This window comes from Burkholderia sp. SJZ089 (assembly GCF_007828315.1).
Classification (GTDB): Bacteria; Pseudomonadota; Gammaproteobacteria; order Burkholderiales; family Burkholderiaceae; genus Burkholderia; species Burkholderia gladioli.
Window position 1 is genome coordinate 21,190 of record NZ_VIUM01000021.1, and the last position, 22,279, is coordinate 43,468.

Here is a 22,279-nt window from a genome sequence, read left to right on the forward strand (position 1 = left end):
TCTCCCGCCCGACAGGCATGGCCGGCAACATGATCGACACTATCAGCGGCAGTCCGTCGGCCGCGTGTCGGCGACGAACTCCATGCTACAGACATCGTTCGGTTCGGCCGGCACAATCTCTGCCACTTGTGTTACCACATTTGGCGCAAGCGCTCCGGCAGATGCCCGGAACTCCCATCGTGGAAATATGACCGCTCAGAAGGGCGTGCCAATCTGCGCCTGGATGACGAGGCTGTTGCGCGTACGATTACGAACGGCCGTTTCAGTATAGGCGTTGAGCCACAGAACACGGTTGCCCTTCATCTGCCAGAAGACGCCGGGGCCGATGCCCAACACCTGTTCGCGCCCGACCACGGACGTGCCATTGATTCGGTCGTCCGCAAGCTGGCGGAAGAAGTAGCCGTTTATGCCCACATGCAACGATGGCGTAAGAGCATAGGACGTCGTGAAATTTATCCAGGCGGCCTGGCCAGCTTGTGTGTTGCCGACGGTTTGGCTGTCGAACGCGAGCGGATAGCTCGCCGCCGGATCATGGTTCTTGAAGTTGTACAGGTAGTACAGCCGCCAACTGATCTCGACCTTGGGAAGTGGAAATAGGGAGGCCGCCCAGTACGGATTCAGGGAGAAATATCCGGAGCTCTGGTTGAGGTCTGCGTTGTGCTTGTACTGCCCCGTCGGCGCAATCACGTCGAATTCGAAACGCTGTACGAAAAGAGGCCGCCCAGACGAGCTCAGAATGGGCGCGTACTGAAGTTGCGGGCCGAACGTCACATCGCCAAGAGCTGTTCCGCCGCCCGACAAACTTGCCCCGGGCTGATCGAAGCTGCCATGCAGCCACGTCAGCGGCACAATCACGTTGAAGCCCAAGTTGCCGCCTGCCAGACGCCACGGCGACGCGTAAGCCAGGTGATTAACCCATGTGAATGAATTGACACGGGGATGACGAAACGCGCTGTTCGTGCTGCCGTCTCCATTCTTGATGGAATCCGCCGTCGAGTAGCGCACTTGGCCGAGGTAAGACCAGCCGAGCGGCCCTGAAAATCCGTCGAAGAAGCTGGTGGAGCCAAGATTGATGCCCTGCGGCTCCGAAACCGTGGGCGCACGTCCTACCGCAGTCTGCGCGAATGCCGGAGCGGCGATCAAGATACATGCCGCCAACAATAGCCACCATTGTGGCCTAACAATAAGTTTTGCAATGCTAATTATCATGATTGTCTCCAAATATGCCGGAATATACCGGTTGTTGTTTTAATGAAAAACTGGGAGGCTGCGTTGTGATATGCCGCAGCGGGTCGCTGCTTTACGCCCGCCGCAGCATTGAACGGCCTTGATTTACAGCGCAGGTTCCACCGGGCGAATGACGTTGGCCGACACCGCCTGGCCCGGCGCGGAGAACTGCACCATTTCGGCGCCCAAATATTCGAGGATGTCGAGGTCCGCCACACCGTTGACGACGTGGAACGTGGTGGGCAACTGCTCGAACGTCGCGCGATGCCAGTTCACCGAGCCGCCGGCGGCTTTCCACTTCCTGAAGTTCGCACCACCAAACTTGATCGGCGCCGTGTCGCCCGCCACGCCTGGCTGGGGCTGTGAGGTGGTCACGTAGGTCACATCGCAGCCGCCGCTGCCGAAGCTTCCCGTGCGCGGCATGTACTTGTAAAAGAGCGCCGCACCGCCCGGTCCCGGCAGCCTCGGTTCTTCGTGCACCTCAACCAGCCCGTGAAGCGCAATCTCGAAAAACTTGAAGTCGAACCACGAGGCTGATCCGCCGGCCGTGCCGCGCGCGTGATCGATGTCGAGCGCCGGAATGTCCGCGAATAGTTTCGGGAACCCAAGTTCCTCGCGCCCCGTCATGATCGCGTCGGGAACGCCTTCCCAGAGCACGGGGCAGAACGCGCCGTCGATGGTTTCCGTCCTGCCGCGATAGGTTGTGGGAATCTCGATCATGGCGATCCCGTACCCGCGGCCAGCCAACCAGTACAATTCACTGAAGAATGCGAGCGATGCGTGTACTTCGGGCTCGCCTCGCAGTTGAAAGCCGGGCGGCAAGATGCGCTCCAATTGTTCGCGGTGAGTGCGATATTTGACGGTCATCCAAGTGGCGCTCATGGTGCCGGCTTCCTCTGGCGTCCACAGCGTGCCATCGGCCTTTTGACGCGGCCCTGGAGCGGGTCCGAACACGGCAGGCATGCGATAGCGCACACCCGGTTTGAATTCGACGGTCATGATCGAATGTTCCTGGTTGGGTTGAAAGGTTCAGAAAGGGATGTGGCTCGGCATGTTCGTGAGCCAGAGTAGTTCGATGAATTCAGATACGCCCGCGCGGCCGCCGCTTACCTGGGTAGTGGGTGACGCGGCTTCGTGCGACGTGGCCGCGACGACCTGCACGTTGAATCCACCAGTCGGCCGTAACGCCGATTCCCGCGCGCATAGCCTCCGGGAACTGTTGTACTTCCGCTTCCAGCGTATCTCCCGCCGTGTCGAGGCGAGCCCGCCATGTACCCAGGCCAAGCGCCGACCCCATGAGAAACGCAGCAGTAGCGCGTCGACTGCTGCATGGGCGTCGCTCGCGATAGTTGCTGCGGCAAGCGGGACCACTGTGCCGCAAAAGCGGACTGCCCCGTTCGAAAATCGCGCCGGACGAAGCAAACGCATCCTTCCCGCATGCGAGCGGGTTTAATGCATAAGTCATGCTGCTGGACCTCCTGTTTGATTCGTGCCGTGCGCGACATCGCACTTATGCAGGTTCGGCCGCGACGGTATTCTCGATATGGCCGAGGCCTTCGATCTCGACCTTCACCACATCGCCCGGTTGGAGAAATTTGCCGAGCGCGATGCCGACGTTCGCACAGGTGCCGGTCGCGATCAGGTCGCCAGGTTCGAGCGTCATGACCTGGGAAAGCTCGTGGATCTGATCCCAGATGTTGTAGATCATCCCGCCCGTACTCGCGCTTTGGCGCAGCTCGCCATTGACCCAGAGCTTCATTTGCAGTGCGTGCGGGTCGACTATGTCGTTGGCCGTGGTAATCCACGGGCCGATAGGTCCGTGCGTATCAAACGACTTCCCGAGAGTGAACGTCGGGCTCTTGAATTGCCAGTCGCGCGCGGTGACGTCGTTCGCGACGAAGTAGCCGCCTACAACCGACGGCGCGTCCTCGACGCTGACGTAGCGGCAGCGCTTGCCGATTACCACGCCCATTTCGGCTTCATAGTCCATCTTGTCCGACACGTGCGGCTTCAGGATCGGATCGAACGGCCCCGTGATGCAACTCACCTGCTTGTTGAACCACAGTTGATGGGGCGGCACGGTAATGCCGGCACGCGCCGCTTCGTCAGCGTGGTCCTGATAGTTCATGCCAATGGCGAGATACTTTTGCGCATCGGGAATGGGCGCTTCGAGCTTCACGAGCCTGAGCGACACGCCCCCTTTCACATCGCGAAGCATCTGTTCGAGACGGCTCAGCAAGGCGGGGCCGGAGGCCATAACTTCGCGGATCGAATCGGGAGCGGAAGGATCGAGCGCCTTCAAGGCAACGACGCGATCTCCATCCACGGCGCCGATGGTGGTCACGCCGTCATGGGTGTAGCGAGCAAGTTTCATACAGAGCGCTCCTGCGCAAAAAATGGGAACAGTGTCAGGCAAAGAATTCGGGTGTCAGCGGTGGCGCCCATTGACGGAGTTCGTCCGGCGACATGGGCGCGTGTCCGACCGGCGTACTGTCGTTGACCAGATCGCCGTCGGTCCAGTGCTCGATCTTGTTGCCGAACGGGTCGCGCCAGTAGTCGAATATCTGGCTGCCTTGCACGTGACGGCCCACGCCCCAGGAGTGTTCGTAGCCGCAGGACTGCAGATGGGCGCCTCCAAGCATGACGTCGTCGAGATCCAACACTTCGAACGCAGCGTGATCGAAGCGCGGGCGGCCGTCCTGCGCCGAGATCAGGGCAACTGTGTGGTGATCGGTCCATTGGTCGCCCAGCCCGCAGTGCAGGAAGGCGGCGATGGTGTTCTGCTCGCTGCCGGCCCAGTATGTGTCCGATACGCGAAAACCCAATACGTCACGATAAAACGCCAGCATGGCGGGGAAGTCTCGCACCTGGAGTGCGATGTGGCCCAACCGTAGCACGCCACTAGGCCGCGGCTGCAGGCGCACGGTCTTGCCCCGACGCTGGCGTGCGCTGCCGCAGTTCATGGCGACCGGTTCGCGCAGCGGCAACTGCGCGTGCCGCGCGGCGCCATGCACGACATCCACCTGGAAGCCGTCTGGGTCGCGAAAGCGCACGTGCCGCCCACCGCCCGGCTCCGGGCTGTTTTCCACCTGAACACCCAGATGCGCAGCGAGCCGCTCAAGATCCGCTGCGTCGCCCGCATGCAGGCCAAAACCCACGGTGGCGTTTTCGGGACCGAGTTCACTTACATGCACGTGGTGCGATGTGTCTGCGGCGCGCATGTACAACGCTTGCTCGCTGCGGGCAGCGCGGTGTAAGCCGAAGTCGAGCAGAAAGTGTTCCATGCTGTCGAGGTCGGTGACCTGATACCGCACGAAGGCGATGTCTTGCACTGTCATCACGAAAGCGTCTCCTTGTGTTGCGCGAGTCGTCGCAGGCAGGCGACGGTATTGTTGCCTGATGAATCCACAAACCCAACAATCAAAGATTAAACGCAAAAAAATATATAAAACATAGGGAATTCCATAATCTTGACTAACATGGATGAAAGGGGCGAGAATCGCGGCAAGCTCCCACATGTACGAACGTTTGTTTTCATGGACATGACCCTTACCTCTCTAGGCGCAAAAAGCCTGACATCGCTCGCGGTGGAGCGCCTACGCGGCGATATCCTTGCTGGCCAGCTCCGCCCTGCGGAACGGTTGCGCATCCAGGCACTTAGCGAGCGGTATGGCATCGGTACTACCGCCATTCGCGAGGCGCTGTCTCGCCTCGTGACCGACGGCCTCGTGGATTCGGAGGACCAACGCGGCTTCTGCGTCGCACCGGTCTCGCGCGACGACCTGACGGATCTCACGCAAACGCGGGTCGAAGTGGAAAGCAGTGCATTGCGGCTGGCACTCAAGCACGGCGGCATTGACTGGGAGTCCAACGTACTGTCGGCCTTTCACCGGTTGCAACGCACGCCTGTACCCAGTTCGCCCGAACTGCATGAGGCGTGGGCGGCGGTTCATCGGCAGTTCCACGAGTCGCTCATCGCTGGATGCGCATCGTCGTGGATGCTGCGCTTGTGCAGGCTGCTATACGACCAGTCGGAGCGCTATCGCAATCTGGCCGAGCAATACACGACCGATAAGAACCGCGACGCCGCGACGGAGCATCGCGAGTTGATGGAAGCCGCGATGGCGCGCGACGCTGATCGCGCGGTTCAACTTCTCGCCAGGCACTTCTGGGAGACCACCGGCATCGTCCTGAAGGCCGTGTTTAACGACGACGCAACGTCCCGCATAGGCGGACGTGGCCCCGGTCGTAAGCCGCGTATCGGTCGCGGCGACACATAACACGGTTCAACCCATAAGCGGGCCCCGCTGACGCCGCGGGGCCCGTCTGACCCGTTCCAGATATTGATGCAGATGCTGCGCACGACGCGGCAGGGGTGGAATTTGCCGTCGCAAACCGCTCACGAACAAAGGAGACAACGCAATGCAACCTCGCATCCCGCTGGTCCACGACCGTGCGTATGAATTCAAGGCCGTCAGCCTGTTGGCCCTGGGCCTTGGCATGGTCGGGCTCGATCGCTTCATCATTAATCCGCTGTTCCCGGTGATGCAGAAAGAACTCGGGCTTGGCTACCAAGACCTCGGCCTGATTTCGGCCGCGCTGGCGCTGACGTGGGGCGTGGCGTCGATCGTCAGCGGACACCTTGCGGACCGCATGGGCCCTCGCCGGGTGTTGATCTCTGCGATGGCGATCTTCTCGCTGCTCGCAGCGACTACCGGGTTTGCAACGGGCCTCGGCGGTCTGCTTGTGATCCGTTCGGTCATGGGTCTTGCCGAAGGCGCTTATGTGCCTGCCAGCATTGTGGCGACCGTGAGCGCTTCGAAGCCATCGCGCGTCGGGCTCAACGTCGGCCTCCAACAGATGGCGCAACCGCTCGTCGGGCTTGGCTTCGGCCCCATCGTGGCAATCGGGCTGCTCAAGGTGCTGCCAAGTTGGCATTACGTGTTCGCCGCGGTCGCGGTGCCAGGCCTCTTGCTAGCAGCATTGATGGCGAAGGTGTTGCGCGAACCGGGCCGGATCGCCAGCGTACCTCGCAACGAGGCGCGCGAGTGGCGCGCCGTCGCCATTCACGGCGCCGTACGCGTAAACACGGCGGCCATGATCTGCTATCTGACCAGCGTGATTACGCTCTCCGCGTTTATGCCCAGTTACCTCGCCGACCACCTCCGGTTGAATCTGAACCAGATGGGTATGGTACTGACTGGCCAAGGCGTTGGCAGTCTGGTCGGCATGGTAGTCATTCCAGCGCTGTCTGACCGGGTCGGGCGCAAGCCGATCCTGCTCCTTGCCCTGCTCGCGGAACTCATGGCGCTTTGGGTACTGCGCGCGACTGGCGCTGAGCCGATCAAGCTGTTCGTGGCCTTGTTCATCATTACATTCATGAATTCGGGCGCCATCGCTATTACGGTAGGGCCGCTAACCAGCGCCGCAGTTCCCGCTCGCCTCGCAGCTTCAGCCACTGGCGTCGTGGTGGGTATCGGCGAAATTGTCGGTGGGGCTCTTGCACCTGCCGCCGCAGGCGTACTGGCCCACCTCATGGGTATTACTGTGATTCCGATTATCGCGTTGGTTTCGATTTCCGCTGGCGCCGCCATCGTGGCGTTCGGCGTGCGAGAGCCCCGCCCGTCCACACACATTGAGAAGCATCCGGCCAACACGCTGCCCTAAAGCAGCAATAACGCAAGGCGTCGCCACACCGCGTTTACGACCTTCCATTGGAGACTTAAAGTGACATCCGTATCCCAGCACCATGACGACGGCGCATCGGAAAACCTCGCCGACGTAGCGATCGTCGGCTACGGCCCGGTTGGCCAGGCGCTGGCCTTGAAGCTCGCGCAGGCTGGGCACCGTGTCGTCGTTCTCGAACGCTGGCCGCAGCTATATGGTCTCCCGCGCGCGGTCGGGCTCGATCACGAGGCGATGCGCATCCTGCAGTCACTTGGCATCATTGACGAATTCGAAGCTCATACGTGCCTGAGCCACGTCTACGAATGGCGCAACGGCAAAGGCGAACTGCTGGCCGCATTTCCTGGCCTCGACGAAACAGCAGTGTCCGGTTGGCCGAGGCAATGCGGGTTCAGCCAGCCCGCGCTCGAGCGTTTGCTTGACGAACGCGTCGGCCGCATCTACGCAGACCGCGTCGTGGTGTATCGCAACGTCACCGTGGTGGCCGCCATTGAGTATCCCGACAAGGTGGTGCTCGAAACCCGGCCTACGGGAGATATTGACGTCGAATCCCGCCGTATCACCGCGCGCTACGTGGTGGGATGCGATGGCGCTGGCAGCTTCGTGCGGGACGCAATGGGCGCCTCGCTCGCAGAGCTCGGCTTCGTTGCCGATTGGCTCGTCGTCGACGTGCAGCCCAGCGACCCTTCGCAATGGAGCGCAGACGTGATCCAAGTGTGCGATCCGCGAGGCCCCACGACGATGGTGCCAGGCGGCCCTGGACGCCGCCGCTTTGAATTCATGATGCTCGAAGGCGAGAACAAGAGCGAGCAGAACAACCCTCAAGCTGCTTGGGCCAGGCTGGAACGGTGGGGCTGGACGCCCGCCAACGCAATCCTGGAACGCCACGCCGTCTATACGTTCCGCGCAGCCGTGGCCGACCTCTGGAGGCGCGAACGGCTGATGATTGCCGGGGATGCCGCGCACCTCACGCCACCTTTCGCCGCGCAGGGGTTGTGCGCCGGCCTACGCGACGTGATTGCACTCGCTTGGCGGCTTGATGCCGTGTTGCGTGGCGCCGCCGCGGAGACGCTTCTCGACAGCTACGGGCCGGAACGGCAGGCTCATGCCACCGTATTAGTCGAATTCGCAGTGATGCTTGGCGAAATCATCTGCGTACTAGACCCGGTCAAGGCGGAAGAACGCGATGAGCAACTGCGCAATGACGCCGGCCGCGGCGAACAGACTTGGCCGACGCCGCGCCTCGGCTGTTCACCGCTGGTGCGCCAAGATGACCCGAGTGCTGGCTGGCTCAGCGTGCAGGGATGCGTGCAGCTTGGTGAACGGACCGCCCGTCTCGACGACTTGATGGGCTCGGGCTTTGTGCTGATAGGTCACGGGCACGATCCGTCGAACGCGCTCACCGCCGAGCAGCATCGCTTTCTCGCCGCCATAGGCGCAAAGGTGATTGGAATCGGCGGGCTGTGCGCAGCCCGCGACGTCGACGGAACCTACGCACGCTGGTTCGAGCAACTGGGCACGACCGCCGTGCTCGTGCGCCCTGACTTCTATGTGTTCGGAAGTGGCGAGGCGTCGGTACTCATCAGCGACCTCATGGCAGCGTGGAAGCGCGACGTATTGGCGTTCACCGGGGAGGCCGCGTGAGTCCGGGCGCGGTGCCCCGGCACGCTGCGCTTGAGCGGCATGGCGAGCGTGTGAGACGGCTTGCTGCCGGTGACATGGTCGGCCTCGCAGACCTGTTGGACGAAGATCTGGTCTACGTGCATTCCACGGGAGTCGTACAGGGAAAAGTGGAAGTGATCGATTTCTTCAGGTATACGCTGCAGATATTGGACATTCGAACTCGTATCGCGAACTTCTCGGAGAGCGTCGACATGGCGAGCGTCGGGCTGTTTCAGCGTATGCACGCACGTCTCAAAACGAACCCGTCGAATGAGATATGCACACACAGCTACGTGAGTGAAACATGGTACCGGTGTGACGGCATCTGGCGCCTGCGACATTTCCAATCCACGGCGGTCAGAGAGGAAGCAGCGCAACTTTAATTCGACGGAGTGATCCGCTTTTTGGACTGCCCAGAGCACACTAGACACCCCCGACCCTCACGCCGCGGCCTGTTCAAAGGCCTCGGGACTCAGGCCGCCAAGATGACTATGGCGACGGGTTCGATTGTAAAAGACCTCGATGTAGTCGAAGACGTCGGCACGCGCCATATCCCGGGTTTTATAGATACGTTTGCGGATTCGCTCTTTCTTCAGGCTGCTGAAAAAGGATTCCGCCACGGCGTTGTCCCAGCAATTGCCGCGCCGACTCATCGAAGGCTCGAGCTTGTGTGATTGGCAGAAGCGACGCCATTCGTCACTGCCGTATTGACTCCCCTGGTCGGAATGAACCAACACGGATTGCTTCGGTTGGCGGCGCACAATCGCCATCAACAGCGCGTCGAGAACCAGCTCGCGAGCAAGCGTGGGCTTCATTGCCCAGCCCACAACTTTTCTCGAATAGAGGTCCAGTACTACCGCCAGATAAAGCCAGCCCTGCCAAGTTCGCAGATACGTGATGTCCGTGACCCAGGCACGGTCTGCCGCTTCGACGGTGAATTGTCGGTTCAGTCGATTGGGCGCGAGAGTCGACGGCCGGCCAGCAGCGCGACGAGGCGACTTGTATCCTCGAATCGCCTTGATACCGTTGCGTTGCATGATTTTGGCCACTCGGTTCTTGCTGCAAACTTCACCCACCTCGCGTAGGTCGCAGCACACGCGACGCGCACCATAAACGCCGTAGCTGGCTGTATATGAGTCCCGAATCAGTCCAAGCAGCCGCTGATCCTCGGTATCTCGGTCAGACATCGGGAAATGCAGCCAGTGATAGTAGCCCGCACGCGCAACGTCCAGCATTCGGCACATCGTAGCGACACGAAATTCATGCCGATGGTCGTTGATGAAGCGATACTTCACTCGGGCTCCCTGGCAAAGTATCGCGAGGTAGGTTCAATGGATGGTTGCAACACCTTCCTATTAATATCGAATGAAGGAGGGTTGACGAATGGCACAAATGGGAAGGCCGGGGTTGTCGCCAGAAGGCAAGTCCGAGGTTTGGCGGCGGTGGCGGGCAGGTGAATCGCTTCTTGGCATTGGGAAAGCGCTAGACAAGCCTGCGGGCTCGATCTACGGCGTGATCCGACTATGCGGGGGGTACACCCCTACTGCTCGTAAGCGATCGCTGCGGGCATTAACCTTGAGTGAACGTGAAGATATCTCGCGTGGCGTCTCGGCTGGACTTTCAATTCGAGCGATTGCCCGCCAGTTGAACCGCGCGCCTTCCACGATTTCCCGTGAGATTGCGCGTAACGGAGGAACGGACCACTATCGAGCTCTGGAAGCGGATGAGCGAGCCTTGCAGGCTGCTCTGCGGCCCAAATGCTGCCTCCTAGAGCAGAACCGACGCCTACGCTATGCGGTCGAGCGTAAGCTTTGCCGCGAATGGTCTCCAGAGCAAGTGAGCGGTTGGCTCAAGAACCGATATCCCGATGACGAGGCGATGCGCGTGTCTCACGAGACGATCTATCGCAGCCTGTTTGTGCAAACGCGCGGCGTTCTGAAGAAGGAACTGCAGTATCACTTGCGGACCCAACGGAAGATGCGTCATTCACGCTCGTCCAGCACGAAGGGTGCTCGCAATAAGATTGCTGACGCGGTTTCGATTCACGAGCGGCCAACTGAAGCAGCCGACCGTGCGGTGCCCGGTCATTGGGAAGGCGATCTTGTCAGTGGCGCCAACAATACCCATGTCGCCACGTTGGTCGAGCGGCGCTCGAGGTTCACCATCATCGTCAAGGTAAAGGGAAAGGACACGGTGAGCGTTGTGGCGGGCCTGAAGCGCGAAGTCAAGCGGTTGCCGCAGCATCTACGCAAGTCGCTCACCTGGGACCGCGGCATGGAGCTAGCAAGCCACAAAGACTTTACGATCGCCACGGACGTGAAGGTCTATTTCTGCGACCCGCGAAGTCCTTGGCAACGTGGTACCAACGAAAACACGAACCGACTCCTGCGTCAGTACTTGCCCCACGGTACGCAACTTGATCAATACTCACAGGCGGAACTGAACAAGATCGCAGCGCGGCTCAATGAAAGGCCCAGAAAGACATTGGGCTTCATGTCTCCGGCCGATAAACTATGCGAGGCTGTTGCAGCGACTCGTTGAACCTACCGAGGCTTTTTTTAGGATGTCTCGTTCTTCTTCGAGACGACGCATCTGAGCCCGCAGGCGAAGCACCTCCTGCTTGGCTTCCAATAGTTCGCCGGCTTGCGCCTCGGACTTGTCGGGCTTGACCGCCTTGACCCACTTGTACAGGCTATGAGCAGATACGCCCAGCCTGGCCGAAACTTCGGCCACGGAGTAGCCCCGCTCGGTGATTTGCCGAACCGCTTCCTGTTTGAATTCCGGGGTAAATCTCTGTGCGCTCATGACGACCTCCTATGCTCAAATCATAGGCCAGCGGCGTCTAGTATTCCCTGGGCAGTCCACGCGCGCATGATTGGCAATCCTGATCAGGTGCGGGCAAGCGCCGCGGGCTGTGATTCGGCTGAGTCCAGATTCTCAACAGGATCGCCCTGTTTCGCCAGGTGGATGCGGAGGCCGGTTTCTCCGGAACCGAGACCGGGCTTGAGCACCTGCTGTCCATCATAGTGTCCGCCATTCTGAGTGCGATACGGGATTGGCGTGTCGGTGAAGAGATTCTCCATCCGGACCTTGAAGGCTGCCGCGACTTCCACCCAGTGCTCTTCAGACAGGCGGTCGCTCTGGTAGATGGGGAAGGGTGGCATAACATCCATGCCCGGATAGAAGAGCTGTCCATGCTGGATGGGCCACAAGATCTCGTCGAGTCGGCCATTGACGCCGCGCTCGCTGTAGTGCGGCTCGCGGCCGCCGATGCTGACGACAATCATCGCCCGGCGACCGGCTAGCGTTCCTTCACCATACCGATCACCCCAGCGTTCACCACCATGCGGGCCAACGCCGTAAGCGAAGCCATGCGCATAGACGCGCTCGACCCAACCCTTCAGGATCGCCGGCGCGCTGAACCACCACAACGGGAAGGTGAGGATGACCGCGTCGGCCCACAGCAGCTTCTGCTGCTCAGCCACGATATCGGCGGGTTGGGTACCCGTGGCGAAGGCGTTGCCTGATTCCGATGCATAGCGTAGCCGATCGGCGTTTTTTCGCTGCGGGAAATCGGCTGCATCGGCGACGGCCTTCCAGTGCATGGCATAGAGGTCAGATACTTGAACCTGATGGCCCTGCGCGGTCAGCGTTTCGACCGCGAGGTTCTTCAAAGAGCCGGTCAGCGACTGGGCCTCTGGATGGGCGTGGACGATAAGAACGTTGCTCATGCGGTGATCCTGAATAAGAAAGGGAAGAGGCGGCTTTCGACCGTTCGCCTCAAAGCTAGACAGCCCTAAGGACTTTCACCGTTCATCGTGTTGATGGTGAAGCATGCAGCGTAAATGGTGATCAGGTATAGTGGAAATGAATTTCATAGATACCTGGTATTGTAATGGATAATTTGCGTAGTCTCGACCTGAACCTTCTGCGCACGCTCAATGTATTGCTTGAGGAGCACAACGTGAGTCGGGCGGCCGAGCGCCTCAACCTGTCGCAGCCGTCTGTCAGCGTCCACCTATCGAAACTTAGAAGAGTCTTCAAGGATCCTCTGCTTTTGCCCGGGCCTCGTGGTATGCGACCAACGGCAAGGGCCGACTCGCTGCGGGAGTCGCTTTCCGTGGCCTTGGCTGCCCTGAACGAAGTCATGTCGCCGTTACAGCCGTTTGACCCATACACCGCGGCACTAACTTGGAAGATTGCCGCGACGGATTACAGTGAAACGACGGTACTGCTCCCCACGCTTCCAAGGCTGCGTGAATATGCGCCGAATACTCGCGTTAGCGTTACGCAGATCGCACCGCGTCTCATCGCCAGACAATGCGAAATTGGTGAAGTTGATCTAGCATTCCATACGGCGGACGAAGCACCTGCCGGCTTACGCCGAAAGACCTTGTTTCAGGAAAAGTATGTGTTGGTCGGACGACCTGATCATCCTCGACTCAAGCGAAAGGTTACCGTGTCGCAGTTTTGCAAGCTGGATCATGTAATCGTGTCACCGGATGGAGGTGGATTTGTCGGCGTCACTGATATGACTTTGGCACAGCTTGGTCTGAAGAGGCGAGTCGTGCTTTCAGTGCCCCATTTCACCTTCGTACAAGACGTATTGTCGCGTACGGACTTGGTTGCGATGCTCCCATCGCGCCTGCTTAAAGGCGAATCCAAATTACGATCGGTCGCGCCGCCGGTCGAGGTTCCCGGGTACGAAATGGTAATGCTGTGGCACGAACGGTCACATCGCGACCTTTCGCATCAATGGTTACGGGAGCTTATCGGTTCGAGCATTAAGGGGGATGATTAGCCGGCGCGGAGATATGACGACTGAGAAAGGTTCCTCTGAAAAGTGGTCCTTCCGTGCGTCGTGTTGGCGAAATTCAACTTATTAGCATCACTCGGATGTTGATGTTTTCTCTTTGCGTCGATCCGGCTCTCGCGTTATCGCCGGTTTTGTACCAGTGGTGTGCGGCGCCAGCACTTGGAAATTGAATGATAAGTGCGCGCGCAAAGTTTGCGATCATGTCTGGATAAGCAGCGCTGCCCCACATGACTATTTGTCCACCATGATGCGCAATAGACCGTGTCGTTAATGCGCTGGTGACATGACTCTTTTCGTCCACATCTCTGATTTCGACAACTACAAACGCAGTCACCAAGCCACCTTCGGGGGTGGTAATCCCCCCGAAAAACCGGGGTGATCAGAAGTAGAATTTTCTCATTGAGGGAGTTCTACGGAATGAAGAAGTCGAGATTCATGGACAGCCAGATCATGGACGCGCTGAAGCGCGTGGAGGCAGGACTGGCGGTACCGGACCTGTGTCGAGAGTTGGGCATCAGCACGGCAACGTTCTACAAATGGCGTTCGAAGTACGGTGGCATGGATGTTTCGCTGATCGCGCGGATGAAGGAGCTGGAGGCCGAGAACGCTCGGCTGCGCAAGATGTACGTCGAGGAGAAGATCAAGGCTGAGATCGTGGCGGAGGCGCTCGCAAAAAAAGATTGAGGCCATCTTGCCGGCGTGAGATGGCCATGCATGCGATGTCCAGCCATTTCCGCCGGCGCCGCGCAAGTGGATCGGGACAGCCGACCACATTGGTTTGCCCCGTTTCGTCCTCGAACATGATGAACAGCATATCCTTGGCCGTGCCTGAACGCAGACGCATCAGCATGCTCAGAACAGGTGATGGATTCCGCTGAGAAACACCGTCTGCCGTCCGTTTGACGCGGCGCCGATGCCCAGCGTATTGGCCACGGCGCCGTCGCCCGCGGTTTCGAACATCAGGTCGGCGTACAACTGCGTGGTTTTCGACAACGAATACACATTGGCCACCGTGAACTGCGTCCAGCGGCGCCCGTCGAGCGTCGCGGTCCATGCGCCCGCCGCGATTTCCTCGGCCGGTGTCAGGCGCAGATTGGCGCCGCCGTCGAAGCTGCGAAAGTGCTTGCTGCCGCCGTTCGAAGCGATCCGTACGTCGGTGGCGAGCGCATGCAGCATCACCCGCTCGAATCGGTACGATCCGCCGATGCCCATGTCACGCACTTGTTTCGCAATGAAGCTCGCACCGGACGCCAGCGCCTGGCCGTTGAACGAAGTCAGTCCAAGGCCACTCGAAAGTGGCAGCGAGCGGTCGCGATATTCGGAGTACACCGCAATCAGCTTGAGCGGGCCGTTCGTGTAGTGGGTGCCCAAGCTGACGCTCCGCCCACCGGTATTGCTGGCCGCCGCACCGGGAAATCCATACAGCGCGCCGAGCGTCAAGCCGCGATAGTTCGCGCTTTTCCATTTCACCGTGCTCGACAATTGTACGGGCAGGGTGCTGCCGAGACCGTCCAGATTGCCGGGGTGAAACGCGGAAAAATTGCCGAGTAACTGCCCGGTCGAGACCGAGCCGAGCCAATCGAAATTCCAGTCCGTCTGGCGGCCGAGCGTTACCGTTCCGAACGTCGAATCGGCCAGGCCTACATAGGCCTGGCGATTGAAGAAGGTGCTGCTGCTCGCCGAGGCACCCGTCGTCGTGACGAACCCGCTTTCGAGCCTGAACACCACGGAGCGGCCTGCACCGATCTCTTCGACACCCTGAAAGCCGAAGCGGTCGGCCTGCAAGGTGCCCTGTTCCGCGATATAAGCCGCCGAGCCGTGCAGGTTGCTCACGTAACCGAGGCCCGCATCCAGACTGCCATATAGCGTCACACTGCTCTGCGCTAATGCGGTCGAGGAAACGACGAGCGCGGCCGAGCCCGCGACCAGTGTCGCGTGTAAGGCGATTTTGTGTTTCATGAGGTATGGGTGAGGCGTTGGGAGGAGGGCTGCGAGGAGCGACGAGGCGGAAATCAGGTGGTCCGGATTTTCTCGGCCGATGAGTGGCGCCAAGCACCAAACACCAGATTGACCACGATGGCCGTTAGCGTGCCGGCGGCCATGCCGTTGCCCAGCACGATCTGCAGCGAGGCGGGGAACCACGCGTACACGTTGGGTACCAGCACCGGTATCAGCCCGACCACGAGCGCCGCCGCCAGCGTGTACTGGTTGCCTCGCGCATGCAGGTCGACCTTGCCGAGCAGGTTGATGCCCATCACGCCGATCAGCGCGAACACGATCAGCGCGGTGCCGCCGACCACCGGCGCGGGGATCGCGTAAGCGAAACGCCCGAACGGCGCGAGCAGGGCGACCAGGATCAGCATCACGCCGGCCATTGCGGTAACGTAACGGGAACGCACGCCGGTGGCCTGCACGACGCCGATATTCTCCGCGCTCGTGATGATGAGCGAGGTGCCGAGCAGCGAGCCCATCAATGACGCGAGCGCATCACCGCGAATCGTGCGCTGCACGTCGCGGCGCATATCGATCTTCCTGCCGGTGATTTCGCCGACGGCGACGGTTTGCCCGGTCGCTTCGGCCATCGAGATCACGCAGAAAATCAGCAGGGGCAGCGCGGCAAGCAAGTTGAAACGCGGCGTGCCGAACGGCAGCAGGCTCGGCAGTGCGAAGAGCGGGCCGCTCCACAGGTCGCCGGTAGACATCAGCCCCATGGCCCAAGCCATGAAGGTGCCGGCAACGAGCCCGAGCAGCACCGCGATCCTGCCCAAGGTGCCCTTGAGCAGGCGCGCTGCCGCGAGCGTGGCCACGATCGTGGCGAGCGCGAGGCCGAGTGACTGAGGGCGCGCGATGCCCGGCGTGCCCGATTGCCCGACCACGATGCCGGCGTAGATCTTGATGAGACTCACCGAGACGAGCAGCAGCATCGTGCCGACCACCACGCGCGGAAAAAATCGCAGGCAGCGCGCGAAGACCGGTAGCACGGCCCAGTAGAACAGGCTCGTGAGAATCGCCGCGCCCGCCGCCGTGCGCAAATCGGTTTGCGTCGCGATCATGGCGAACAGCATGGCGGGTGCCCCGCCGGGCACCATCACGAACGGCAGGCGGGCACCCACCGCGCCGGCGCCGAGGGACTGCAGCAGCGTGCCCACGCCGCACGCGAAGAAGGTCGCGCCGATCAGGTGGACCGTCAGCTCCGACGGCAGCGACAGCATGCGCGACACCAGAACGACCGCGGTGACAGGCGAAGCGGCCATCGACAACACGTGTTGCAGGCCGAACAGCACGAGTTGCCAGGCGGGCAGGCGTGCGTCGACGCTATGAATGGCGGGTTCTGGATTCACGTTGTCCTCGGAGTTCGAAGCGCAATGAGGCGCGGTGCTCATCCGCGCAACCACGGCAGTTGCTCGCGGCCGTAGCGGAACGTCTGAAACACGCTGTTCAGTCGACCCGGGCCGGTTCGGCGCGCCGCTTCGTCCGGATATTCGTCGAACCACGGAATCACGTATTCCCATACCACCTCGCCAGCCGGCGTCACTTCGAACAGACGCCCGGTGGCCGACTCCGTGATATGGGTGTTGCCGTTCGCGAGGCGTTGCGCATTGCCCATGAAGGCACTGTAGAACATGTTCACCATGTCGTCGGCGTATGACCACACCACCTCATGGCTCGCCGGATCGATCTCGAGCACGCGCGAGAATGCCACGTGCGAGCCGGTGCGGAAGTTGCCGTTGTCGAACGTAAGAATGTTGCCATTCGCGAGGGCGACGGGCGCGTGCTGATGCGAGACCACGCTCGGCGGAATATGGGTCGTTACGCCGCCCGTGCGCCGGTCGACCGCGATAATGCCCGACGTGGTGCGCAAGCTCATCAGCACCTCGCCTTGCGCATTCACACCAAGCCCGTTGACGAGCGGCCAGTGATAGCGACCGAATCCCGGCGCTATCGGAAAGTCCTCGGGGTTCAGATGCTCCCAGGTCTTCCATTCCCACAGCAGTTCGCCGGCACGATTCACTTCGCGGATCACGTCGCCGTACATGATCTCGTCGGGGCCGTGCCCCGTGCCGCCAGGCACGCGTTCCGCGAAGCCTGCGGGCACCGGCGCGCACGCGGCGTACAGCAGGTTGCCGTTCGGCAGCCACTGCGCGTCATGGTGGTGAGCGGGGTCCTGGTAACGCCAGACCACCTCTCCCTGCGGCGTGACTTCGTAGAAATCGCCGCCATGCCACATCGACCACGGCGCGTAGCGGTCTTCCGAACCCGCATGGTTGCCGTTGTAACCGAGATTGCCGTTCGGCAGAATCACCGCATGGCGGCCGGGGCGCACCGGCATCCGCCACTCGTGCACGAGCTCTCCGCCCATGTCGACGAGGTATACGCGGCCACCCGCCGTCTGGGGCGCAATCAGCGTGTAGCCGCCAGCGGACAGCTCCGGGTCGTGTGCAATCAGGCCTACGCCGCGGCGCCGCTGGGTGATTTGATCGACTGTGGTGGTCACATTTTGCTCCGCTAAGATGATGGAGCAAAATCTAGGCTATTCGCGGCGTCAGGAAAATCTGATTGTTCTATACAGGCCGTATGGAAAAACCATACGGTATAGGCATGCGTCCAATATCACAGACATTTCGTTGTTTCGACGAGGTGGTCAGGCGCGGTTCGATCCGCAAGGCAGCTCAAGCGCTGCACCTGACCGCCGCCGCGGTGCACCAGCAGATCCTCAATCTGGAGGAACAGGTCGGCTCGCCTCTGTTCGACCGCTTGCCGCGCGGCATGCAACTCACCACCGCGGGGGAGATCATCATTGCCGCGGTGCGGCGAGGTCAGCGCGATTTCGACAATGCGATGACGCAAGTCGAGGATCTGCGCTCACTGCGTCGTGGACATGTGAATCTGGCGGTGTCGCCCTCGTCGGCCGAACGACTGGTGCCCGATGCGATTCAGGCTGCGATGAAGCGCTATCCGGGCGTGACCTATAGCGTGCGATCGGGCAATGGGGAAAGCATCCTGAAGTGGGTGGAAACCGGCGAGGCGGATATCGGTTATGGCCTGCGCCGCAAGCCGCCGCCCGGCGTGGTGGAGGTGCGCGCGTTCGTGCAACATCTCGGGCTCGTCACGCCTCCAGGGCATCCGCTCACCAAGCTGCAAAAGCGTCCACGCTTGCGCGAGTGCCTCGACTACCCGCTGATTCTGATGACACCGGATACCGAGTTGCGATTGATGGTGGACCAGATCGATCATCGCGAGCGTCGCAAGGCGCGTCCGCTGGTGGAGACCAGTTCGGTGGCGATGGTTCGCCGGCTCGTGGCGGACGGCGTGGGCGTCGGCTTTCTGATCGCGGAGAACGTCGCGGAGGATGTGGCGCAGCGCAAGCTTGCGTGGACACCCCTCGCCGACGCGGGCGCTCAATCGTCCAGTTGCCTGTATCAACGCTCCGACCTGACGTCCACCGTGGCGATGGGCATGTTCCTGCAGTTTCTCGGCCAGGCGATCGAGACCATCGAGGATCGTTTCCACCTCGCGACGCAAGCGGCCCCGAAACGGGGCACGCGGCTCACTTGAGCTAGCGTGCCCGTCGGGGACGTCGGCTGCGGCGCTGCGCCTGGACATTGACCCGCGGGGCTTGTTTGAATCGTGCGGCTGGAATTGCCGCTTGCGCAGCGGCGCCAGCTCGGAAATGATCCTGCCTCGTTTCCACGTACAGCAGATCACGCTGCGATCATCGCGGCCTCGTAGGCGACAGGCGTGAGAAAGCCATTCGAGGTATGCAGGCGCTCGCGATTGTCATAGCCTTCGATCCAGTCAACGATATCGAGGCGAGCCTGCGCTCGCGTTTCGTAGCGGACCTGGTAGATTCTCTCGACTTTCAGGGTCTTGAAGAAGCTTTCCATCGGGGCGTTGTCCCCCGCATTGTCACGACGACTCATGGAGATCGTTGCCCTGAATCCGGCGGCCAGCTTTCGGTAGGCCTGGCTTGCATATTGCGCCCCTCTGTCGGACTGTAATAGCAGTCCCGGTGCCCCAACCCCCGCGTCAGGCGTTCCCGGCGCTGCTCGTCGGGTCGGGCTGCTGTTCGCGCCATCAGCGACACGTCGATCCCGCCGTACTTGCTGCGCCAGTTGTAGAACGTCGCCGTGCCGACGTCCAGCTCCCCGGCAAATCTCTGGCGCCGCTACGCCAGCTTCAGTGCATCCATGATCTGGCTATCTGTGAACTTCGACTTCTTCATTGCGTAGAACTCCCGTTGCTGGGAATTCCACTTCTGATCCTGCTTACTGGGCGGGAGGATTACCGCACAATGGGCGTCGGCAAGCATCGCCTTGTTCGGCCGCGCGATGCTCGAATCGGGGATCGGCACGGAGGCTTGCGCCTAGCTGTGTTCTACGGTGCGGCGGCTCGATCGTTGATCGATCTCTGTCCGCTGAGCCGGAACGCAAGCGGATAGCTTGCGGGCCAGGGAGAGCAGGTCGCGTCGGGCGCCGACGTGCTGCTGGCGCAACCGCGCGCTGCGGCGAAACGAGGCCGCGGCGCGCCGATTCGATCACGTGTCGTGTTTGGACCGGCGGGGCGCTCCTTACCGCGATGCAGCGCCTTTCGCACCGCGCGCCGACTGCCCATCGAACGACGCCACGATCGATTCACGCAGCACCTCGACGGCCTGCCGGAGATTCCCCAGATAGCGTGGATGGACCAGCCAGAGGTCGATTGCCAGGGCGAAATCGCTGACTTCCACCACGCTCAGCTTGCGATGCCATTTGCTGGCCCGCAGCACGTCGATCGGCACCAGGCCGAGGCCGAGACCGCTGGCCACCAGTCGCAATTGCATGTCGGTGCCGTAGGTATCGATGCTCAGCCTGACGGCTTGTCCCTTGTCCGTCATGGCGCGTTCCAGCGCCGCGCGATAACCGCAACCGTCAGGATTGAGGATCCATCCATGGGCAGCCAGCGCATGCATGTCGGTCCTGCGCGCGACCAGCGGCTGGTCCGTGCTCTGCACGACTTTCACGTCGAAGCGGGCGACCCGGTTGCCCGCCAGGCCGGCCGGCGACGCCGCCCCCGAGGGCAGTATCAGCATCGCGACATCGAGCGATCCGTCGTCCACCCGCTCCTGCAGCCTGGGGCTGCTGTCGGTGAGCAACTGCACGTCGAGTTCGGGAAACCGGCGCTTCATGCCGGTCACCGCATCGAACAGCACGATGTCCGTGACGGCCTGGGGCAGGCCGAAGCGCAAGGTCCCCGACGGCGGCGAATCCTCGTGGGCGATGTCCTGCAACTGCTCAAGTGCGCGCAAGACCGGCACCGCCTGTTCGTAGACGCGCTTGGCCAGCGCCGTCGGTAGCGGCGGCTTGGCATTGCGGTCGAACAGCACGCCGCCCATCAGTTCCTCGAGACGCTGGATGCGCTTGGAGATCGTCGATTGCGACACGCACAGGACGTCGGCGGCGCGGGTCAGGGAGGCCGCGTCGACGACCGTGACGAAGGACTTCAGCTCATCGATCATTATTCCGTTCCGTCATGTTTTCCATGAATATCATTCGCTTGAGGAAATGCAAGCGCCAGCCTACGCTTAGGCATCGTTTTGCGCCAGTGCCCTCTCACGAGGCTTGCCGCCTCACACCAGGAGAATGAAATGCCCCTCGTCCGTATCGATCTGTCGAAGTCCGCATCGCCCGAAGTCGTCGCCGCCGTGAGCGAGACGGTGTATGAGGCGATGGTCAATATCGCCAACGTGCCGGAGCACGACAAGTTCCAGATCATTTCGCGCCACGCCCCGGACGAGCTCGTCTATCCGGCCGAAGGTTACCTTGGCGTGGATTACACCCCGGGCATCGTTTTCATCCAGGTGACCTGGAATGCCGGGCGCACCGTCGAGGTCAAGAAGGCGTTTTATCGTGCCATCGCGGATGGCATCCACGCCAAGGTCGGCGTGCGCAAGGAGGACGTCTGGATCAGCCTGGTCGATGTCGCGCGCGAGGACTGGTCGTTCGGCAATGGCGAGATGCAATACGCGCCGAAGGCGTGATGGCGTGCCGGGGCGAGCCCTGGCGATGCCCGGGCCCGTCAGCCCGGGATCGAGGCTGGATCACCGGAGGCGGCGACCTGCAGGCCGTCTCCGGCGATCGATACTTGTCTCAAGCCCCGGCGTTGGCGACGAGAACCAGCTTCTGGTTGACGAACTCCTTGATGCCGAGCTCGGACAGCTCGCGGCCGTAGCCTGAGCGCTTCACGCCGCCGAAGGGCAGCTCGGGGGCGGCGCTGGCGAAGCTGTTGATCCAGACCGCACCGGTCTCGATGCGCGAGGCCAGCGACTTGGCGCGTTCGATGTTCCGCGAGAACACCGCGCCCGCCAGGCCGTAGCGCGAGTCGTTGGCCAGTTCGACCGCCTCGTCGTCGTTCTTCACGACATACACCTGGGCGACCGGGCCGAAGAACTCCTCGAAGTAGGCCGGGTTGTCGCGAGCGACATGGGTCAGGATGGTCGGATCGAAGAAGTTGCCCTTGCCTTCGAGTGCCTTGCCGCCCAGGTGCAGCGTGGCGCCGTGCGCCAGCGCGCGCTCGACCTGCCGCGACAGCCCCTTCACCGCCTCGGCGGACGACAGGGGGCCCAGCCTGGTGCTTTCGTCGAGCGGATCACCGATCTTCACGGCCGTCATCGCCGCAGTGAACTTCTCGAGGAACTGGTCGGCGATGTTCTCGTGCAGCACGAAGCGCTTGGCGCAGATGCACTCGGGCAGGCAAGCTGCATCGGGTGCGCGCATCATTCGCGCGAATGCTTTTGAGCGGCGTGAAATTCTGCATGCCTATCGGATGACGGCACGTCCGATACATGCCGCTCCACCCAGCGCCTCCGGGTCGCTACCGGTATGTATTGTCGAACCGACGCACGGTTCGTGC

Annotated in this window: 20 protein-coding genes and 4 pseudogenes; 9 read left to right on the top strand and 15 right to left on the bottom strand. The window is 61.4% G+C overall.

The features are described 5' to 3' along the window. Nucleotides 1-195: 195 nt before the first annotated feature. From FB600_RS30485 to FB600_RS30500, 4 genes are all read right to left on the bottom strand, one after another. On the bottom strand, nucleotides 196-1,209 hold the full coding sequence (locus FB600_RS30485) for a transporter (RefSeq protein WP_046578554.1): 1,014 nt from the start codon (nucleotides 1,207-1,209) through the stop codon (nucleotides 196-198). 123 nt (nucleotides 1,210-1,332) lie between these two features. Then, nucleotides 1,333-2,226, bottom strand: a complete 894-nt coding sequence (locus tag FB600_RS30490) for an acetoacetate decarboxylase family protein (RefSeq protein WP_098181103.1) — start codon at nucleotides 2,224-2,226, stop codon at nucleotides 1,333-1,335. A gap of 511 nt (nucleotides 2,227-2,737) precedes the next feature. After that, entirely contained in the window at nucleotides 2,738-3,601 is an 864-nt protein-coding gene (locus FB600_RS30495; protein ID WP_145757896.1) for a fumarylacetoacetate hydrolase family protein, read from the bottom strand. A 34-nt stretch (nucleotides 3,602-3,635) separates the two neighbouring features. Beyond that, nucleotides 3,636-4,565, bottom strand: a complete 930-nt coding sequence (locus tag FB600_RS30500) for a VOC family protein (RefSeq protein ID WP_046578550.1) — start codon at nucleotides 4,563-4,565, stop codon at nucleotides 3,636-3,638. Between the two features lie 198 nt (nucleotides 4,566-4,763). Here FB600_RS30500 and FB600_RS30505 point away from each other — a divergent pair, with 198 nt between their 5' ends. The 4 genes from FB600_RS30505 to FB600_RS30520 all read left to right on the top strand — a co-directional run bounded on the left by FB600_RS30505 (nucleotide 4,764) and on the right by FB600_RS30520 (nucleotide 8,957). Further along, nucleotides 4,764-5,507, top strand: a complete 744-nt coding sequence (locus FB600_RS30505) for a GntR family transcriptional regulator (protein ID WP_046578549.1) — start codon at nucleotides 4,764-4,766, stop codon at nucleotides 5,505-5,507. Between the two features lie 142 nt (nucleotides 5,508-5,649). Beyond that, nucleotides 5,650-6,894 (top strand): MFS transporter, encoded by a 1,245-nt coding sequence (locus FB600_RS30510; protein WP_098181102.1) that lies wholly within the window; start codon nucleotides 5,650-5,652, stop codon nucleotides 6,892-6,894. 60 nt (nucleotides 6,895-6,954) lie between these two features. Further along, entirely contained in the window at nucleotides 6,955-8,556 is a 1,602-nt protein-coding gene (locus FB600_RS30515; RefSeq protein WP_098181101.1) for a bifunctional 3-(3-hydroxy-phenyl)propionate/3-hydroxycinnamic acid hydroxylase, read from the top strand. A gap of 50 nt (nucleotides 8,557-8,606) precedes the next feature. After that, nucleotides 8,607-8,957, top strand: a complete 351-nt coding sequence (locus tag FB600_RS30520; RefSeq protein WP_261383506.1) for a nuclear transport factor 2 family protein — start codon at nucleotides 8,607-8,609, stop codon at nucleotides 8,955-8,957. 57 nt (nucleotides 8,958-9,014) lie between these two features. On the opposite strand, the pseudogene FB600_RS30525 reads toward FB600_RS30520, so the two are convergent. Beyond that, nucleotides 9,015-9,893, bottom strand: a pseudogene (locus tag FB600_RS30525) (IS3 family transposase); the annotation flags it as partial. 64 nt (nucleotides 9,894-9,957) lie between these two features. Here FB600_RS30525 and FB600_RS30530 point away from each other — a divergent pair. Then, complete coding sequence (locus FB600_RS30530) at nucleotides 9,958-11,115, top strand: IS30 family transposase (protein ID WP_145757899.1); 1,158 nt, start codon at nucleotides 9,958-9,960, stop codon at nucleotides 11,113-11,115. Nucleotides 11,116-11,127: 12 nt separating this feature from the next. On the opposite strand, the pseudogene FB600_RS30535 reads toward FB600_RS30530, so the two are convergent. Then, nucleotides 11,128-11,379 (bottom strand): annotated as a pseudogene (locus tag FB600_RS30535) (transposase); the annotation flags it as partial. An 83-nt stretch (nucleotides 11,380-11,462) separates the two neighbouring features. Beyond that, nucleotides 11,463-12,305 (bottom strand): NAD(P)H-dependent oxidoreductase, encoded by an 843-nt coding sequence (locus tag FB600_RS30540; RefSeq protein ID WP_145757900.1) that lies wholly within the window; start codon nucleotides 12,303-12,305, stop codon nucleotides 11,463-11,465. Between the two features lie 164 nt (nucleotides 12,306-12,469). Here FB600_RS30540 and FB600_RS30545 point away from each other — a divergent pair, with 164 nt between their 5' ends. Next, a complete protein-coding gene (locus tag FB600_RS30545) occupies nucleotides 12,470-13,375 on the top strand; it encodes a LysR family transcriptional regulator (RefSeq protein ID WP_080959612.1) in 906 nt (301 codons plus the stop codon). A gap of 73 nt (nucleotides 13,376-13,448) precedes the next feature. On the opposite strand, the gene FB600_RS30550 is transcribed toward FB600_RS30545, so the two are convergent. Further along, entirely contained in the window at nucleotides 13,449-13,724 is a 276-nt protein-coding gene (locus tag FB600_RS30550; protein ID WP_160293644.1) for a DUF1330 domain-containing protein, read from the bottom strand. A gap of 83 nt (nucleotides 13,725-13,807) precedes the next feature. Between FB600_RS30550 and FB600_RS30555 the strand changes: the two are divergent. Further along, nucleotides 13,808-14,118, top strand: a pseudogene (locus FB600_RS30555) (transposase); the annotation flags it as partial. Between the two features lie 124 nt (nucleotides 14,119-14,242). On the opposite strand, the gene FB600_RS30560 reads toward FB600_RS30555, so the two are convergent. From FB600_RS30560 to FB600_RS30570, 3 genes are read right to left on the bottom strand one after another with little or no spacing between them, the layout of a single operon-like run. Next, complete coding sequence (locus FB600_RS30560) at nucleotides 14,243-15,349, bottom strand: porin (RefSeq protein WP_096749286.1); 1,107 nt, start codon at nucleotides 15,347-15,349, stop codon at nucleotides 14,243-14,245. Nucleotides 15,350-15,402: 53 nt separating this feature from the next. Next, nucleotides 15,403-16,731: a uracil-xanthine permease family protein gene (locus FB600_RS30565; protein ID WP_186467890.1), complete on the bottom strand. Its 1,329-nt coding sequence runs from the start codon at nucleotides 16,729-16,731 to the stop codon at nucleotides 15,403-15,405. A 38-nt stretch (nucleotides 16,732-16,769) separates the two neighbouring features. Continuing rightward, nucleotides 16,770-17,885: an aryl-sulfate sulfotransferase gene (locus FB600_RS30570; protein ID WP_145757903.1), complete on the bottom strand. Its 1,116-nt coding sequence runs from the start codon at nucleotides 17,883-17,885 to the stop codon at nucleotides 16,770-16,772. Nucleotides 17,886-17,989: 104 nt separating this feature from the next. On the opposite strand from FB600_RS30570, the gene FB600_RS30575 reads away from it, so the two are divergent. Next, nucleotides 17,990-18,946 carry a LysR family transcriptional regulator gene (locus tag FB600_RS30575; protein ID WP_096749283.1) on the top strand — a complete coding sequence of 319 codons (957 nt, stop codon included), beginning with the start codon at nucleotides 17,990-17,992 and terminating at the stop codon, nucleotides 18,944-18,946. A gap of 146 nt (nucleotides 18,947-19,092) precedes the next feature. On the opposite strand, the pseudogene FB600_RS30580 reads toward FB600_RS30575, so the two are convergent. The 3 genes and pseudogenes from FB600_RS30580 to FB600_RS30590 form a co-directional block, all read right to left on the bottom strand. Next, nucleotides 19,093-19,401: pseudogene (locus FB600_RS30580) on the bottom strand (IS3 family transposase); the annotation flags it as partial. 155 nt (nucleotides 19,402-19,556) lie between these two features. Next, complete coding sequence (locus tag FB600_RS38235; RefSeq protein ID WP_124076192.1) at nucleotides 19,557-19,742, bottom strand: hypothetical protein; 186 nt, start codon at nucleotides 19,740-19,742, stop codon at nucleotides 19,557-19,559. Between the two features lie 216 nt (nucleotides 19,743-19,958). Further along, nucleotides 19,959-20,885, bottom strand: a complete 927-nt coding sequence (locus FB600_RS30590) for a LysR family transcriptional regulator (RefSeq protein ID WP_105819299.1) — start codon at nucleotides 20,883-20,885, stop codon at nucleotides 19,959-19,961. A gap of 129 nt (nucleotides 20,886-21,014) precedes the next feature. Here FB600_RS30590 and FB600_RS30595 point away from each other — a divergent pair, with 129 nt between their 5' ends. Next, entirely contained in the window at nucleotides 21,015-21,407 is a 393-nt protein-coding gene (locus FB600_RS30595) for a tautomerase family protein (RefSeq protein WP_013697583.1), read from the top strand. 109 nt (nucleotides 21,408-21,516) lie between these two features. Here FB600_RS30595 and FB600_RS30600 read toward each other — a convergent pair whose 3' ends face one another. Further along, nucleotides 21,517-22,146: an aldehyde dehydrogenase family protein gene (locus tag FB600_RS30600; protein ID WP_200055594.1), complete on the bottom strand. Its 630-nt coding sequence runs from the start codon at nucleotides 22,144-22,146 to the stop codon at nucleotides 21,517-21,519. Nucleotides 22,147-22,279: the final 133 nt, after the last annotated feature.

What these genes read in the sequence shown, in the direction of transcription:
- FB600_RS30485 (WP_046578554.1), bottom strand. Translation starts at nt 1,209, where the DNA reads ATGATAATTAGCATTGCAAAACTTATTGTTAGGCCACAATGGTGGCTA.
- FB600_RS30490 (WP_098181103.1), bottom strand. Translation starts at nt 2,226, where the DNA reads ATGACCGTCGAATTCAAACCGGGTGTGCGCTATCGCATGCCTGCCGTG.
- FB600_RS30495 (WP_145757896.1), bottom strand. Translation starts at nt 3,601, where the DNA reads ATGAAACTTGCTCGCTACACCCATGACGGCGTGACCACCATCGGCGCC.
- FB600_RS30500 (WP_046578550.1), bottom strand. Translation starts at nt 4,565, where the DNA reads ATGACAGTGCAAGACATCGCCTTCGTGCGGTATCAGGTCACCGACCTC.
- FB600_RS30505 (WP_046578549.1), top strand. Translation starts at nt 4,764, where the DNA reads ATGGACATGACCCTTACCTCTCTAGGCGCAAAAAGCCTGACATCGCTC.
- FB600_RS30510 (WP_098181102.1), top strand. Translation starts at nt 5,650, where the DNA reads ATGCAACCTCGCATCCCGCTGGTCCACGACCGTGCGTATGAATTCAAG.
- FB600_RS30530 (WP_145757899.1), top strand. Translation starts at nt 9,958, where the DNA reads ATGGCACAAATGGGAAGGCCGGGGTTGTCGCCAGAAGGCAAGTCCGAG.
- FB600_RS30540 (WP_145757900.1), bottom strand. Translation starts at nt 12,305, where the DNA reads ATGAGCAACGTTCTTATCGTCCACGCCCATCCAGAGGCCCAGTCGCTG.
- FB600_RS30545 (WP_080959612.1), top strand. Translation starts at nt 12,470, where the DNA reads ATGGATAATTTGCGTAGTCTCGACCTGAACCTTCTGCGCACGCTCAAT.
- FB600_RS30560 (WP_096749286.1), bottom strand. Translation starts at nt 15,349, where the DNA reads ATGAAACACAAAATCGCCTTACACGCGACACTGGTCGCGGGCTCGGCC.
- FB600_RS30575 (WP_096749283.1), top strand. Translation starts at nt 17,990, where the DNA reads ATGCGTCCAATATCACAGACATTTCGTTGTTTCGACGAGGTGGTCAGG.
- FB600_RS30590 (WP_105819299.1), bottom strand. Translation starts at nt 20,885, where the DNA reads ATGATCGATGAGCTGAAGTCCTTCGTCACGGTCGTCGACGCGGCCTCC.
- FB600_RS30595 (WP_013697583.1), top strand. Translation starts at nt 21,015, where the DNA reads ATGCCCCTCGTCCGTATCGATCTGTCGAAGTCCGCATCGCCCGAAGTC.
- FB600_RS30600 (WP_200055594.1), bottom strand. Translation starts at nt 22,146, where the DNA reads ATGATGCGCGCACCCGATGCAGCTTGCCTGCCCGAGTGCATCTGCGCC.